At 41.8% G+C, this 15,235-nt stretch carries 12 protein-coding genes; 3 read left to right on the top strand and 9 right to left on the bottom strand.

Translation table 11 applies throughout. The features are described 5' to 3' along the window. Positions 1-141: 141 nt before the first annotated feature. The 5 genes from G561_RS0107210 to G561_RS0107190 form a co-directional block, all read right to left on the bottom strand. Complete coding sequence (locus G561_RS0107210) at positions 142-924, bottom strand: DUF3726 domain-containing protein (protein WP_028858935.1); 783 nt, start codon at positions 922-924, stop codon at positions 142-144. Then, complete coding sequence (locus tag G561_RS0107205) at positions 921-2,651, bottom strand: hypothetical protein (protein ID WP_028858934.1); 1,731 nt, start codon at positions 2,649-2,651, stop codon at positions 921-923. The genes G561_RS0107210 and G561_RS0107205 overlap by 4 nt, the downstream gene beginning before the upstream one ends. Before the next feature lie 47 nt (positions 2,652-2,698). After that, on the bottom strand, positions 2,699-4,390 hold the full coding sequence (locus G561_RS0107200) for a BCCT family transporter (RefSeq protein ID WP_228707616.1): 1,692 nt from the start codon (positions 4,388-4,390) through the stop codon (positions 2,699-2,701). 282 nt (positions 4,391-4,672) lie between these two features. Next, positions 4,673-5,713 carry a membrane dipeptidase gene (locus G561_RS0107195; protein WP_028858932.1) on the bottom strand — a complete coding sequence of 347 codons (1,041 nt, stop codon included), beginning with the start codon at positions 5,711-5,713 and terminating at the stop codon, positions 4,673-4,675. A 58-nt stretch (positions 5,714-5,771) separates the two neighbouring features. Next, on the bottom strand, positions 5,772-7,226 hold the full coding sequence (locus G561_RS0107190) for an aldehyde dehydrogenase family protein (protein WP_028858931.1): 1,455 nt from the start codon (positions 7,224-7,226) through the stop codon (positions 5,772-5,774). Positions 7,227-7,506: 280 nt separating this feature from the next. On the opposite strand from G561_RS0107190, the gene G561_RS0107185 reads away from it, so the two are divergent. The 3 genes from G561_RS0107185 (at position 7,507) to cysE (ending at position 10,272) form a co-directional block, all read left to right on the top strand. Then, positions 7,507-8,388, top strand: coding sequence for a LysR family transcriptional regulator (locus tag G561_RS0107185; protein WP_028858930.1), 882 nt, complete (start codon positions 7,507-7,509; stop codon positions 8,386-8,388). A gap of 117 nt (positions 8,389-8,505) precedes the next feature. Further along, on the top strand, positions 8,506-9,360 hold the full coding sequence (locus G561_RS0107180; protein WP_028858929.1) for an RNA methyltransferase: 855 nt from the start codon (positions 8,506-8,508) through the stop codon (positions 9,358-9,360). Between the two features lie 54 nt (positions 9,361-9,414). Further along, on the top strand, positions 9,415-10,272 hold the full coding sequence (cysE, locus tag G561_RS0107175; protein ID WP_037031931.1) for a serine O-acetyltransferase: 858 nt from the start codon (positions 9,415-9,417) through the stop codon (positions 10,270-10,272). 81 nt (positions 10,273-10,353) lie between these two features. Here the strand turns inward: cysE and G561_RS0107170 are convergent, their stop codons facing one another. The 4 genes from G561_RS0107170 to G561_RS0107155 form a co-directional block, all read right to left on the bottom strand. Further along, a complete protein-coding gene (locus G561_RS0107170) occupies positions 10,354-11,025 on the bottom strand; it encodes a hypothetical protein (protein ID WP_028858927.1) in 672 nt (223 codons plus the stop codon). 59 nt (positions 11,026-11,084) lie between these two features. Further along, on the bottom strand, positions 11,085-11,465 hold the full coding sequence (gene folB, locus G561_RS0107165; RefSeq protein WP_028858926.1) for a dihydroneopterin aldolase: 381 nt from the start codon (positions 11,463-11,465) through the stop codon (positions 11,085-11,087). A gap of 128 nt (positions 11,466-11,593) precedes the next feature. Continuing rightward, positions 11,594-12,553 carry an EamA family transporter RarD gene (gene rarD, locus G561_RS0107160; protein ID WP_028858925.1) on the bottom strand — a complete coding sequence of 320 codons (960 nt, stop codon included), beginning with the start codon at positions 12,551-12,553 and terminating at the stop codon, positions 11,594-11,596. Between the two features lie 253 nt (positions 12,554-12,806). Beyond that, on the bottom strand, positions 12,807-15,104 hold the full coding sequence (locus G561_RS0107155; protein ID WP_028858924.1) for a bifunctional prephenate dehydrogenase/3-phosphoshikimate 1-carboxyvinyltransferase: 2,298 nt from the start codon (positions 15,102-15,104) through the stop codon (positions 12,807-12,809). Positions 15,105-15,235 lie beyond the last annotated feature (131 nt).

The following is a 15,235-nucleotide window of genomic DNA, read 5'->3' as shown; positions in this document are numbered from 1 at the left end:
TATTAGGACTAAATTAATACCATATAAAAATACAATAAAAAAGAAGCCTGCAGATAGCTGTAGGCTTCTTTTTTTATTAAACTTGAGAATTCAAAGACCTATAAGTATAAACTGAACATAAACAACTTGTTGTTATAGGCTCTATACTCCACCAGCACCTCTCACCGACTGCTCGCTATTTTTGACTAACATATGTTGAGCAGTTTTTTTTAGGACATTCCATTGTTCAGGATCAACTTCAATCCCCAAATCCCATGATAACTGATGGCTCTTTAGTATTTCTATTGAGCTAAGAGAACCTGTATGATTTTTAGCATAGAACTCTTGTACAAAGTCATTATCCGCAAGCTCAATAATCATATCTTGAGGTGCATCTACTTCATCAATTTGCTCATCGAAGAAATAAAGCTCGGGGTAGATACTACCTAAATTCAATATATATAAAGTATGCTTAGGGTCTGTGCCATTATCCCATCTAGCCATACAGGCAATACCTTTTGCAGCAAGTCTAACTAGCTCTGCATAAGCCAACCAACGATTATGGCAGTTTTTTAGCTCAATCTTAATATGATGGTGCGGACCCTCTGCAAAGTGCTCTAGCGCATAATCTAGCACTGCAGGCAGATGATAGACAATACTATTACCATGAAAATCAAACTTCAAAGTTAGCGTCGACTTAGAGTACTTATCATCTGCATCTAATATCACCTTATCAATAATCTGGTCACTTATGATATCTATCTCAACCTCTTTTTCACTAAATAGATATTCATTGGCTTTATTAAATTGGCGAATTCCATCAAGCCCAGCCATCTGTAGCTCGGCTACCATATTGGCAATAAGATCTGACTCACCATATTCATTGTGCGTACCAAGAAAGGCCTTTTTTACCAAGCTTATAATTTCGTTATGTGAGACTATCATATTTCCAGTCCTTGCTGTATTTCCTCTTCTGTCGGTAACAAAGGAAATAGCCACTCTCCCTCATGAACCTCATTAAATAAAGGAGCACCTTGGAATAAAGTAATACGTACCCATCTGTCTGAACGAGGGTCGAACTTAGTCGCTCCAAACATAGATAATTTACACCGTAGTAAATTCATGGGTAACGCCTCTTTATGCAGCACGTTCATTTGAATATCTCCCATTAATTTATTACCCATATTCCAGACACGGCGAATAATCCCACGGTACTTTGGATTTTCTAAGATAAACTCAGATAGTTTTTGCTCACTATCAGCCTGCTGTAATGCTAGATAAAGATTCAGTACCTGCCGGCCAATATCTAAAGGCAACTCTTTTTCAGTACCTTGCTCTACACCCCGAATACCAAGTCTTGGCTCCTCTTTATCCTCTGAACGATACCAAAACCAATATATATTTTGTGGCTCATTGAAATCTGTATAAATTGCCCACTGATAACGATTTTCTAAAATAGAAATTATATCCTCTACTTTTTTACCTAAAGGTACCTCCATGGTTTCATCAGTATTCATAAAAGACTCAAATATATCGACTTTCTCAGGGTATAGCTCCATTAAACAGGCTATCAACACTTCTTGAGCTTCAAAGCTCAAGTACTGATAAAGCTTTAGTAACTCTCGCCAAGTGCCTAATTTAGAGGCTGTCGATTCTAGATGCTGAAGTAATGTATCAAGCTCTAATACCGCTATTTCATTCTTCTGCTGCTGCGCCTCATTAATTGTGACTACTTGCTGAAGGTGTTGTACCGCACGCCTCAGATATCCTTGTAATAAAATGAGCTTACTGGCTTCAATCCTCTCATCTAACACTGTGGCTAAGGCATGCTCTCTAGCAGTTAACCACTGATCCACGATACTAGGATGATTAATAAGATAAGGCGCCATACCCAGACCTGTCGCATTACCCACACCTAGATACCGCTGCAACTTAGGATGAAGACTTACCGCCTTGTCCCCACCTCTGACCTTTGCTAAGAACTCAACCCAATCCAAGCTGAACTGACGTAGCAGATAGACTGCACACATCTGGGCACTAAACGATTGACCAAAGTCGATGGTTTTTTCTAATGGCTTAAAGTCATGAATACCAAATTTTCCGTTACCATAGACTGCTGTGGTCCGAAGAATATAGCCTACTTGCGCCAACACCTCAGGAGAGGGCTGCTTGCCACTGGCTAGACGCTCAACAATATGTTCAAAAACACGAACACTTTTATTTGCTCGAGCCAGCACAATAACTTTGTTACAATTTCTACCGGCCTCTTGTAATGGGATATTGGCGTGTAATTGTTGTAATAAATCATCAGGTACCTCACCTAATACTAAACAAAATGCCACATCCCACCGTTCTGCAATCACCCGGTCGTTTCGATCTTCATCTGCAATCTGATCACAGAACACCACCAAATGATAGACACCATTATTAGTGGTTAAACGATAAATAGCATGGCCATATCCCTCATCTGATATGCACCAGCTTTGCTTATTCAGTTGCCATTGTTCTCGGCTTATCTTTCTTAGCAAAGTTCTTACAAAGCTAATTCTAGTTTGCTGCATTGCTCCTAATCTATCAGGGTTCATAACATCACTAGGGTCACGCAAGCTCAAAGTCTTAAGGTCATGTAGCCAACTACTTCGGTTGTCGCTATTATCAATAGTTATGCTCATATTCTTATTGCTCCTAGTAATGCTGATTAAAAGCTATTGTTTAACTTTTATGACTGTTTTTCTTTAATAATTGCCTTGGGCTCTAAGCTTCCAGCTACCACCTCCGACTCAACAACGGCTGGCACTACAGGCTTCGCTATTATTAAGCTATTAGGTCGATATAAATCTTGCTCTTTTGCCATTTGCTTCGCAATTTGTGGACCATTCCATAATGAAGGCAACATAATGAAGGAGACAGGAACTGCAGTTATTACGATAAATGACTGTAGTGCGGTCACACCCCCTGATCCAATAGAGATTAGTACGATGGCGGTCATACCCATCATTACCCCCCAAAAAGTACGTATTAAGGCATTGGGCTCACGCTCTCCACTAATTACCACACTGATGGTATAAGTCATCGAATCACCGGTGGTAATTATAAAAATTGTGGTCAAAATCAAAAACAATATTGACATTACTGTGGGGAATGGAAGTTGCTGGGTAATAGCCAACAAGGCTCCAGGGAAGTTGAAACCCTCAAAAGCTGCACTGACACTCCCTGGATTTGCAATTTCAAAAGCCAGACCTGATCCCCCGACGATGGTGAACCAAAAACAAGTGGCCAAAGGAGCAATAATACATACTGTGGTTATCAACTGACGAATAGTACGGCCCCGTGAGATACGGGCAATAAAAATCGCCATCATAGGCCCATAACCTAAGAACCAACCCCAGAAAAATACCGTCCACCAACTTAACCAACCCTCATCACCCCGAAAAGTAGCCATAGGTATAAAGTTATTAACCATGTTGCCAACGCCTTGGATATAGCCGTTAATAATAAAGCTACTAGGACCAAAGACCAAAATAAATAGCATTAAACCCGAGGCTAAAATCACATTTACCCGGCTAAGAAATTGCATACCACGGCTTAAACCGCTAATGGCTGATATCGTATACAACACTATAGCCAGAACGATGATGATCGCCTGAGTAATAAAAGTATCTGGAATACCATATAAAGCATTTAAGGCATAACTGATTTGTAGTCCTAAAAACCCTATGGGACCAATGGTTCCTGCGGCCACTGCGATAATACAGCAGGCATCAATAATGGCTCCTGTTTGACCGGTTAAGACCCTCTTTCCAAACACAGGATAAAGGAAAGTACGAGGTTTTAGAGGCAGACCTTTGTCATAGTGCAGATGCATAATGACAATTGCAGATAAGCTGCCTACAATTGCCCAGGCCAAAAACCCCCAATGCATGAAAGATTGTGATAAGGCATTTACAGCTCTTTGCTGGATGTCTGTAGTTTCAGCGAATAATGGAGGCGGCGATGCAAAGTGTGCCATGGGTTCAGCAGCAGCCCAAAATACGCCACCCCCTGCTAGCAAAGTACAGAATAAAATAGCCATCCACTTGAAGCTATCCATCTCAGGCTCTGCCATGTTACCTAAGATCACCCGGCCTGTGCGACCTGCACTAACCGCCATAGCAATCACAAATGTGGCCATTAACAGTATCTGCCAAAAAGGGCCAAAAAACTTCACCGACCAATTAAATCCAACCTCAACTACTTGAGCTAAGTACTGCTGATTAAATATAGCCATCAGCACGAATAAGATGATAAAACCACCGCTATACCATAAAGCCGGGTTCTTTAAGCCCAATGTATCTTTTGACTCTAATTGAGGATGCGGTATTTTGTTTGAGTTTGACTCCAACCCGGTCTCAGTGCCGGGGATGATATCCATATTAGCCATAATCCTACTTCCTTATATCTGTTTAGTATTTACGCTTCGACGACAAGCCTAGGTAGGCTAAGCGTCTAGGGCGTCCTGCCCAATTTATACTTATAACCACACGATGCGAAAAAAAGCTATGGTTACTGCTGGCAACTTAATCAACAATCACCACCTACCATCAACTCACTTTCATAGTTACAAACTACTGTTGTTAACCAAATGCATGTGTTGCATAAAACAGACTATTAAATAAGTAAGCAGATAAACTAAAATCTCAATCTAAAGGATCTATTACACCAACTCTTCAGAGGACTTACTGACTGTTTCATAACTGCTATTAAGCTCAGGCATGGGCTCAAGTGAGTTTTGTAAAAAGTTATACCAGTTACCTCCAATAACCTGTCCCGCTTCAGGGTCAGTAAAGCCAACTTTTAATAAGCCTTGGTAAATATTTCGCATGCCCTCTTCGCCTGCAAACCAAGGCAGAGTATCAGGCCAACCTGAAATACCGGCAGAGCCTTCACCATAATCCATCTTCTTCGACCAACGTCCATTACGCATCCAATCAAGCACAGACTGAGGTTGATTGAGACACAAATCACTACCAATACCTAAATGATCGACACCGACCATCTCTGCAGTTTTAGCAACCATCTCACAGAAGTCTTCTAAACTGCAGTGGCTACCATTAGGTAAATGCAAAGGGTATAAACTAAAGCCTAATAGACCCTCATTAGCCGCTAAAGCTTTTATAACTGTATCTGACTTATTACGCAGTGCCTCATAGGCAAAGGTTGGGTTGGCATGGCTGATGCAAATAGGACGCTCTGATAAATCGATGGCGTGAAGCGTTGATCTTTCAGCGCTATGTGACATATCGATTATCATGCCTACACGGTTCATCTCTTTGATAACTTGCTCACCAAAACGAGTAATGCCTGGGTCATGCTTTTCATAACAACCGGCTGCCAACAAACTTTGATTGTTATAACTTAGCTGCATAATGGCTAATCCCTGCTTACGCATCACACTTACTAGACCAATCTCATCTTCAATTGATGAGCAGTTTTGGGCGCCAAATAAAATACCTACTTTGCCAAGCTCTTTGGCTTCTTTTATATCTTGAGCATGGCTTATAGCCATAATAAGGTCAGAATTCTGTTCAAAACGTTGTTCCCATTGTGCAAAACGAGTCAACGTGGCACGAGCATCTTCATGGTAAACCAAGGTGACATGTACAGCATCAATACCACTGGCTTTTAGCATCAACAAGTAATCCCTATTCCAGTTGCTGTACTGCAACCCATCTATAACCATTTGATCGTTAAACATGGTACGTCTATCCTTGTAACTTATTAAAGAAAACATCCTTTTTAATGGTTCTATGCGTTTAGTAGGCGCGCTGATAAGCGGTTTTAACAAGGGTATAAAACTCTTTGGCATACTGGCCTTGTTCACGTGGGCCATAGCTTGATGACTTACGACCCCCAAACGGAACATGATAATCGGTACCCGCAGTAGCTAAGTTCACCATGACACAGCCGACCTCCGCCAGCTCTTTAAATAAAGCGCTATTACCCAAGCTTTGAGTGATAATTCCGCCAGTCAGACCAAAGCGAGTAGCGTTAGTAATGGCGATAGCTTCTTCAATATCATCACTGATACGAATCACTGACGCTACGGGAGCAAAAATCTCTTCTTGGTTAATTTCCCAATCGTTTTGGGTGCCTAATAAAAGGGTTGGCGCCATATAATACCCATCATTTGGCATATCTAAACGCACACCCCCTAAAGCAATTTCAGCCCCCTGTTGCTTAGCTTTTTGTACCCAATCAAGGTTTGAAGCCAATTGCTTATCATCTACCACAGGACCCATAAAAACCCCTTCTTGTAGCGCATGACCTACTCTCAATGTTTGCATACGCTGCACAAGCTTCTCGACATACTCATCGTAAACACTGTCCATAACCAGTAACCGAGAAGAGGCGGTACATTTTTGGCCGGCACTAGAGAAAGAACCTGCAATAGTCGCCTCAATCGCAATATCTAAATCAGCATCATCAGCAATTACTAAGGCATTCTTACTTCCCATCTCTAACTGACAGCGCACAAAGTTTGGTGCAGTTGCTGCTGCCACTTTACGCCCCGTTGGTACAGAGCCGGTAAAGCTTACGGCATCAATATCAGCTGAGTTAACCAAGGCATCACCCACACTATCACCCCTGCCTAAGACCAGATTAAAGGTTCCTGCCGGCAAGCCATGACGATGGATAATCTCTGTCAAAGCTACAGCACTGGCAGGGGTTAAATTCGCAGGCTTCCAAATTACACTGTTGCCAAAAGCTAAAGCAGGTGCAATTTTCCAAGCAGCAGTAGCCGTGGGGAAATTCCAAGGTGAAATAATAACTACCACACCAACGGCTTCACGTGTCACCTCAATCTTCACACCAGGGCGTACTGAATCAGCTATATCTCCCATTTGACGCAGAACTTCAGCCGCAAAATAGTGAAAGAATTGACCTGAACGATAGATCTCTCCACGTCCCTCAGCAAAAGGTTTGCCTTCTTCTCGCGAAAGCAGACTGCCCAATTCATCACAACGAGCAATCAACTCATCACCAATAGATTGCAAAATAGCCTGTTTACGCTCCATCGGCACACGAGCCCACTCAGGCTGAGCACATCTTGCAGCAGCAATGGCTTGTTGCACATGTGACTCATCAGCTTGTGCGTACTCACCAATAGTTTCACTGATATCTGATGGGTTTATATTGGTAATAGTATGTGTGCCTGTACGCCATTTTCCATTGATATAAAGCGCATTACTGGTTGGTGAAGTAGCCATAATTGCATCCTTGCAAACTTTAAATAAAATAAATTAGGGTATAAAGTTTTGTAGTTTATGGAGTGTCTCCCCCCAAGTATTGAAAAGAGATGAGGAGTCTAATTAGCTCATCCTAAAGCTATTTCATTAGTTACTATATTTAATAGTTTCTATATTTAATAACTAATATATTAAGTAAATTTAAATGATAATTCTAACAAGTAATATTTTATATATGATAGATTTAATCTATCACTATCATTAACTACAATGTAGGAGAGCAACAGGGAGGTTGTTTAGTATGAATATTAAATTGCAACAATTACGTCATTTGTTATATGTTGTAGAGGAAGGCGGATTTCGTGCAGCGGCTTCTCAAGCCAATCGTTCTCAGGCTACCTTATCCTCCTCCATAAAAGCATTAGAAAATGAACTGGGAAGAAACTTGTTTGAACCAGGTAACAACTCAACATTAACTCCTTTCGGAGAAGAGTGTGTTCCCAAAATAAAAAGCTTTATGCAGCTTTATCACCGTTTAGAGACTGACTTACAGTCCACAGCCTTAGGTAAATACGGTAAGATTAGAATAGCTACTGTTCCCTCCATTGCGACCAAGCTGCTTCCTGACGTTCTAGCAGAGTTCTCACAACGCTATCCGGATGTAGAGATAAGCTTAGTCGATGACAATTCGGTAGGTGTCTGTAACCGACTGCTCACTGGTGAAGTAGATATTGCTCTAGGCAACTTAGACACTACGCATCAAGAGGAAGTGGTATTTTCATTTTTACTTGCTGATCCCATAGGTGTCGTTTGTACCAAAAACCACCGACTTGCCCAGTTTACACAGGGCGTAGTCTGGCAGGAGCTATTAGACGAACCTTTTATTTATAACGGTACTTGTCATCTCCTTAATCATACGCCAGCTTATGAAATCAATATCAAACCTAGATATGAGGTAGGTAATATCACCTCCCTATTTTCTCTACTAAGAAATGGGCTGGGGGTGACAACCTTACCTAAATTAGCTTTCCCAGAATACGACAACCATTTAATTTGGATACCGCTTATAGACCCTGATATAAAGCGCCAGATAGGTATGTTCAGTATTGCCAATAGAACCTTATCTCCACAAGTACAGGTCTTTTCTGAACTATGCTCGAGCTATATACAAAGCTTAGAGTAAAATTAAAAGGTACAATAGAGGGTTCAACCTAACTCAAAAAAAGCACTGATAGATTTTCAGCCCAACTTTCATTACACTTAACGCTTCAATTAGCAATACATAAGCCTAAGATATTTTATGACCGCCCCTACTTCTCCCTCTACAAAACATAATTCCACTAGCACTGAAGCTTTACAGCCTAACTCTTTACTGAGTCAACGCCTAAAGAACATTAAAATAGTGATGGTTAATACTACCCTGCCTGCCAATATTGGCTCAGCAGCAAGAGCCATGTTAACTATGGGATTAACTGATTTAGTAGTGGTTGACCCTAAGCTGCCTATCGATGAAAACAGTGTGGCGCATGCTGCAGGGGCTAAATCGGTATTAGCTGACTGTACTGTGGTAGAAAGCTTAGAGGACGCCTTGGCAGATTGCCATCTGGTATTTGCCGCTAGCAGTCGTCAACGACACATTCCCCGCCCTGTGGTCACTCCCACTGAAGCAGCTGATATCATTGTAGCTAGACCGATTGATGAGACCAAGGTCGCTATCTTATTTGGCCGTGAGGACCGAGGGCTGACTAACCAAGAGTTGGCCTTGGCTGATTATCATATTCAAATAGACGCCAATCCCGACTATCCTGTACTTAATGTGGCCTCGGCGATACAGGTAATAGCCAGCTTTATTTACAGTCGTTTTCTACAACATGATCTACAGGCTAAGCCGACTGCTAATGATACTGATACTGAGATTGAGATATTACAGAGGCAAAGTTGGGACATGCCAGCTGTCGACCAACAACAAAAAAACCAACTACAGACCCGAATTATTGAGCTGATGCAGCATTTAGACTTAGTAGAAACCACAGAAGCTGATAAACTAAGGGAGCTACCGAGCCGCCTATCACGCTTACTATCAAGACTGCAGTTGGATCAAAAAGAATTTGAGATTGTAAGCTCTATTATTGCTAAGATTAAAAGAAAGCTGTAACGTTATACTGACCTATATGTTTAACCCACACTGACCATAAAATAAGACAATCCTATGAGACTACTTAAAGCCATAAAAAAAGCCAAAGCCTCATTGCAAGAGGATATCGCTGCGGTATTCGAACGTGACCCAGCTGCCAGAAACAGTACAGAGGTTTTATTAACCTATCCTGGCATCCATGCTTTGATGTTACACCGCGGTGCTCACTACCTGTGGAACAAGGACTATAAATTCTCTGCTCGAGCCATCTCTTATGGCTCTCGCATGCTTACCGGCATTGAGATTCATCCGGCAGCGAAAATTGGCAGACGTTTTTTTATTGACCACGGTATGGGGGTTGTCATTGGGGAAACAGCCAAGATTGGTGATGATGTTACCTTATACCATGGCGTAACCTTAGGGGGTGTCTCCTTAGGACAAGGCAAGCGTCACCCTACTTTAGAAGACGGGGTTATTGTTGGTGCAGGTGCCAAAGTTCTAGGCCCCTTCACTGTGGGTAAAAATGCCAAAATTGGCTCTAACGCCGTTGTGGTAAAAGAAGTTCCTGCTGAAGCAACTATGGTGGGTAGCGCTGCCAGAATGATCAATGCTCCCACTGAGACTGAGACGGTCAATACCAACCAAAAAGCCAGTCAATCAGCTAAAGATCCAGACTGCCCAGACAGCTCCAAAAATTATGAGCAGGTTAATGGCAAACGCTTATCGGAGAGAGTTGACTTTAGTGCTTATGGCCTAAACCCAGATTCAGAAGACCCGGTTGCTGAAGCCTTTAGCAAAGTGCTTAGTCACATTCAGCAGTCTGAGGCCCGTATTAATGAACTGCAAAAAGCACTGTGCAAACTAGACCCAACCTTTAAGCCCAAAGACTGTGAAAAAATCTCGGTAGATGAGATTGACATGATGAATAATTAATCATGAATGACATCTATAAAGCGCTTAAACAATTAAAATACTGAGAGTGTAATAACTGGGGCTTAAGATAGCCACTGCAGTTTAAGATAGACACTTATTATCATAAAGCTCAATTAAACCTACCCATTCATGATTTTTGAATGGGTAGCGTTCTTCAACAGCAATGATCTCACCTGAATCAGTCACAATAGCTAAGATATCGATATCTATAATAACCACTCTATTTTTAGGCTCGGTGATAGATTGCAATAATTCATCGACTTCAAGCCGATTGATCTTTTCGGCCTCATAACAATCTTGTTGAATCTGTTTTTCAATCACTTTGCTCGCTTTTACCAACTCCCCTAAATTTAATCTAGGCTGATCGGCGTTATTTAGCTGCAAGTAACCGCACTGATTGGTATAGTCAGGCTTAGGGTTTGCTGCCGTAGCTGTATAATCTGGATTAATAAACTCAGTCGACCAATATGCGTGACTCGCCTGATTTTCAAGCACTTCCCTACTTTGCTGCAAATGATAACTTGCCTTTTGGTTACTGCCGAGCTCGACAATATAGCCTGCAGGAGTGATATCAGCAATCTGTAATAAAGGCTGAATCTCTGAAATAATTTGCTGTTGAATACTTTCTTGAATAGAGCTTGAGCTGTCTAAGTAACTTAAATGACTTAAGGCAGTTATGTGTTTTGAACTGCTTAGGCTATTTTCATCAGTCTCTTTTATAGAGCATTGTGCTGATAGTTTATGGCTACACATCAATAGTTAACCCCTCACGGTTTTTTGAGATTCCATAGCTGTAGGTCTATAACTCAAATCTAGCTTGCAGCAGAAGTTCTAATAATTTGGACGGCAACCGCATCGGCCTCTCTAATGGCAGTGGGTTTGGCTACACTAACTTCAACTTGACTGGTGTTGTATTTGGCTAAGATATGCTCTGCAATTAATTCAGCCAGTCGCTCAATCAGCATGGCTTTGGTTTGCTGACACAGCTCAGTGATATCATCACATACTTCTTTGTAATTAATGGCATCTTCGATATCATCGCTTTTGCCCGCTTTACTAATATCTGTGGCCATAGATACATCAATTAATAGGGGCTGTTCAATTTCACGCTCCCAATCAAATACCCCTATTACCGCATTAACTTTCAGTCCTTTAACCTTAACAAAATCCGTGTTTTTTTGTGGCTCTCTCATGACAATATTCTCATCTTATAAAACTAATAATTAGTGTAGTTAGTCCTAGTTTGGCTATTACTTGGCTCTATTGGCTTAACTTATACTTGGCTAGGTTGTACTTGGCTAGATAAAGGTAGTTAATGGACTTATTCGCTACTAAGTGTTTCTTTTTTTAGCATTTTAGAGGGTCTGTTTTGCCACAAATCAATACTAAATAAAAATAACCCAAACCAAATCAGGCTAAAGATCATTAATCTTTGGCTATCAAACGGCTCATGATAATAGAAGATAGCCAATAAGAAAATAATGGTCGGGGTCAGATAGTTCATAAAGCTTAAAATACTAAAAGCCACCATTTTGGTTGATTTGTTAAATAACAATAGAGGTATCAAAGTAATGGGGCCGGCAAGCATCAAAAACCAAATCTTATTGCTCAGCCAAAATGACAGTGATGAGCTGGCCACATCAGAGCTCATAAACCACCAGATACAAATGGGCACTAGCAAAGCTGTCTCTATAAACATCGCATCTACTGCTTGCAGTGGGGTGCGTCTTTGCATGACTCCATACACACTAAAGGAGCAGGCCAACACCAAAGATACCCAGGGAATACTGCCCAGCATCACCACTTGAATTAACACCGAAGCTAAGGCAAGTGACACAGCAATCCACTGCAGCGGACGCAATCTTTCTTGCAAAAACACTAGGGATAATAAAATACCGATTAAAGGGCTAATGAAGTAGCCCAAACTGGCCTCTAATATCAGATTGGCATTGACCGCCCAAACATAAGTGAGCCAGTTAATGGCAATAATAATACCCGATAAAAAAGTAATCCAGATTAGACGAGGATTTGATTTCAGAGTGCTTATCCACTGCCAGCGTTTGGTCACCACCAAAAACACCGCCAAACAGGCAAAAGTCCAGACAATACGGTGCCCAATAATTTCAACCGCATTGTATTCTCCTAGTTGCTTAAAATAAAACGGGAAGCTACCCCAGATACTAAAGGCGGCTAAAGCTGTGAGAATACCCTTGCTGGTGGTATGCACTACTGCGGTTTTGGGTTTGCTGGGTGTGCTGTTGTTTGAGGTGGATAAAGACATATAAACAATCCAGAATACGGCTTGCGATGTGTGAGTGAGTCTATTTGTTTGCTGAATATTGGCTGTCCATTATATAGGCTGCTAGCGGACAACTGTGTATTATCTTTATTAGCATAAAAAGAGCAAAGCCACCCTGGTTAGGATGGCTTTATTTTTGTCTTTTAATATCTATCTTTTTTATCACACTTTTATTTTGCTTTATTAAAATTTACTGCTGAATATCTGAGGCTAGATCTGTAATCAATAGTGAGAGCTATACCGACTTCACTTCAATATTCATACCCAGTCTATTACACAGCTCAGCAAATCCTGGGAAGCTAGTATTTACCGTTTCAACCCCTTCAATTTTAATAGTATCTGAGGCTCTTAAGCTGGCTACCGAGAAGCTCATGGCAATACGATGGTCATGATGTGAATAAATCTCTGCGCCGCCAAATACCGCTTCTGAATTATCGCCACCTTTACCTTCAATGATAATACCATCTTCTGTCACAGTGCAGTCCACGCCTAGCTGAGTTAGACCATCCGCCATCACTGCGATACGATCCGACTCTTTGACACGCAATTCTTTGGCACCGGTAAGCACAGTTTGACCTTCAGCACAGCTGGCAGCAATAAACAATACTGGGAACTCGTCAATGGCCAGTGGCACTAGCTCTTCAGGGATTTGAATGCCTTTTAATTGTGAAGACTTAATTGTGATATCAGCGACAGGCTCACCGCCAACAAAGGTCTCATTACTAATAGTGATATCAGCATTCATCAGCTTTAAGATATCAATAACCCCGGTACGTGTGGGGTTCATACCGACCTTAGTAATGGTAATTTCACTGTCTTTGGCAATGGCAGCCGCTACCATAAAGAAAGCTGCAGAAGAGATATCAGCAGGCACCGCAATATCACACGCTGTCAGCTTACCGCCGCCAACCACACTGATTTTATTGTCTTCAACTTCGACGTCATAACCAAAGGCAGTTAACATACGCTCAGTATGGTCACGGCTAATTTCAGGCTGAATCACTGTGGTCTTGCCTTCTGCCCATAGGCCGGCTAGCAACAAGCATGATTTAACTTGTGCCGAAGCCACTGGCATATCATAAGTAATGCCTTGTAGCTTACTGCCTCGCTTATCGCTACCAGTAATACTAATAGGTGCGGTGCCGCGCTCACCTGTGGTTTGTAGTGTAGCGCCCATCTCACGTAATGGCTTCGCCACACGCTCCATAGGACGCTTCGATAGGCTGGCATCACCGGTTAACACGCTATCGAATGGCTGAGCTGCTAGAATACCCGATAACAAACGCATGGTCGTACCAGAGTTGCCCATATATAAAGGCGTTTTACTGGGCTTAAGTCCATTAATCCCCACACCATGAATGGTTACTTCCCCATTTTCTGGACCTTCAATAGTGACCCCCATATCTCTAAAAGCTTGTAGGGTTGCTAAGGCATCTTCTCCTTCTAAAAATCCAGTGACCTTGGTAACCCCTTCAGCCAAACTGCCAAACATAATACTGCGGTGGGAGATAGATTTATCGCCTGGAACAGTCATGCTGCCATTAATAGTGGTACTTGGGGTAATAATGTATGCGCTAGAGGCTTGATTTGAGGTTGCCATAGAGTTGTCCGTATTAGAAGGGTCCGTTAGTTTTTTTGTATAAGGAGTGCTGGTCAGCATATGACCGAAATGTTTTCTGGCGGATTGAGCCCGGCCCAGTAAACCTAATAGTTGAGTAGAATCCTCATTAATAATTAAACTGCGTAATTCTGATAAATATTTGCTGTATTCATCCAAAGCATTGATTAAAGCTGGTTTATTGGCAATAAAAATATCATGCCACATGACTGGATCGCTGGCGGCGATGCGGGTGAAATCTCGAAAACCCCCGGCTGCATAGCGAAAAATATCCATATTATCATCATGACTGGCCAATTGTTCTACTAAGTTAAAGGCCAGTAAATGCGGTAAATGGCTAGTGTAAGCCAGTACTGCATCGTGATGCTCGACCCCCATTTTCATAATGGTGGCACCCACACCCTCCCAAAGCTTAGCCACCTTATCAATGGCGTTAGGGTCAGTGGACTTTAGCTCACAAATGATTAAGCTATGATTGACAAATAAGTTGCTACGGCGGGCATTATAGCCAGACTGCTCGGCTCCAGCGATGGGATGCGCCGGTACAAAACCTGAAGGCAGCTGTTGAAAGACTTCTTTGGCAGCCTCGACCACATTTTGCTTGGTACTACTGACGTCACTGATGATGCAATCTTTTTCAATTAAGCCTTGTTGCATGGCTTGTTCGATATCCTTGAAGACAGCACCGACAGTCTTAACTGGGACTGCCACAATGATACAGTCACTGCCTGTTACCACATCAAATAATGAATCACTGCCTGCATCTATCACATCGTCTGCTATGGCGGTTTCGATACTAGCAGCATGCTTGTCTACCGCTACCAACCTTCCAACCAGCTGTCTGTCTCTGATAGCTTGAGCCAAGCTTGCACCAATTAAGCCCAAACCTATTATACAAACCTGTTCAAACAGCATTTTTTATTAACCTACTTTTATTATATTAGTAATGAGTATTATATTAATAATGAGGATATCAATTTTATATTGCTTTATTAAAGTGCTTTGACTGGCTTTTGCGCTTCATCACAACTGCCAAAACAATGTAG

Origin of the sequence: Psychrobacter phenylpyruvicus DSM 7000 = NBRC 102152 (assembly GCF_000685805.1) — a bacterium.
Taxonomy (GTDB): domain Bacteria; phylum Pseudomonadota; class Gammaproteobacteria; order Pseudomonadales; family Moraxellaceae; genus Psychrobacter; species Psychrobacter phenylpyruvicus.
Note: the sequence above shows the minus strand (reverse complement) of the source record. Positions and strands in the feature narration are given on the sequence as shown.